The organism is Bacillus sp. SRB_8 (assembly GCF_003264205.1).
GTDB lineage: Bacteria > Bacillota > Bacilli > Bacillales > Bacillaceae_G > Bacillus_A > Bacillus_A mycoides.
The window spans coordinates 245-1048 of sequence record NZ_NADT01000012.1 but is presented as its reverse complement, the minus strand read 5'-3'; the positions used below and the strand labels follow the sequence as shown (position 1 = coordinate 1048).

The window sequence follows — 804 nt, the reverse complement described above, 5'->3', positions numbered from 1 at the left end:
TTGTTATGTAAATATATACAACTACACTAGTGTAGTTGTATCTGAGGTGAATTTTTTTGGAGGTACTCCATAATATTAGGTTGATGGGCATGTTGTGCTATTCCTATCACTGAAAGTAAACTTCTATTCAAAAGTTTGTATTCGAGAAAAGTAAAAAAAGAGTCCTATTAATTTAGGACTCTTTTTGGTTTTAGGGTAGTTTTTAAGTTGATGGGGATGTGGTGCTGCCTCTAATATACAATTTTATTTCAATTAAGCCTCCCATCCCCAAAGAATGTGCAGAGGAGCTAAGAACAACACATTATAGCCTTGTTAAAGGCATCTTCAGGGATATATACTTTGTTGTTTTTAACTTTATATGGAATATTATTTCTTTCAAGTATATTTGTATCAACAGACTTTACTGTATCACCCCATTGTATGTATTTGTCGCTGTATCCTTTTGAATACCAAAATACAACAAAAAGAATTAAAAAGCCTAAAAATAAAAATACTATTCTCTTCTTTCCCATTTTTTCACCTCTTTATTAATAATACATATATACATGATTTATAAAAGTAAAATTAACTTGATGAACATTGGTGCTATTCCTTTAAGTGAATACAAACAAATATTGGTTCTGGTGCAAAAACTTTGAAGTATATGAAAAAGGTCTATCAAACTTGGACATACTGATACTAGTACTTTAAAAAAGGATGTGATTGGTATGGAAAAGCAAAATCTATTCAAGTGGAAACATTATCAGCCTGAACTGATCTTATTAACAGTAAGATGGCACCTGCGGTACAATTTGAGCTTTCGTA

At 30.8% G+C, this 804-nt stretch carries 1 protein-coding gene and 1 pseudogene; one reads left to right on the top strand and one right to left on the bottom strand.

What is annotated here, in order from left to right; all coding sequences use genetic code 11:
- Positions 1 to 287: 287 nt before the first annotated feature.
- Positions 288 to 512: a hypothetical protein gene (locus tag B5P40_RS08955; RefSeq protein ID WP_078177553.1), complete on the bottom strand. Its 225-nt coding sequence runs from the start codon at positions 510 to 512 to the stop codon at positions 288 to 290.
- 195 nt (positions 513 to 707) lie between these two features.
- On the opposite strand from B5P40_RS08955, the pseudogene B5P40_RS08950 reads away from it, so the two are divergent.
- Positions 708 to 804, top strand: a pseudogene (locus B5P40_RS08950) (IS6 family transposase); the annotation flags it as partial.

What these genes read in the sequence shown, in the direction of transcription:
- B5P40_RS08955 (WP_078177553.1), bottom strand. Translation starts at nt 512, where the DNA reads ATGGGAAAGAAGAGAATAGTATTTTTATTTTTAGGCTTTTTAATTCTT.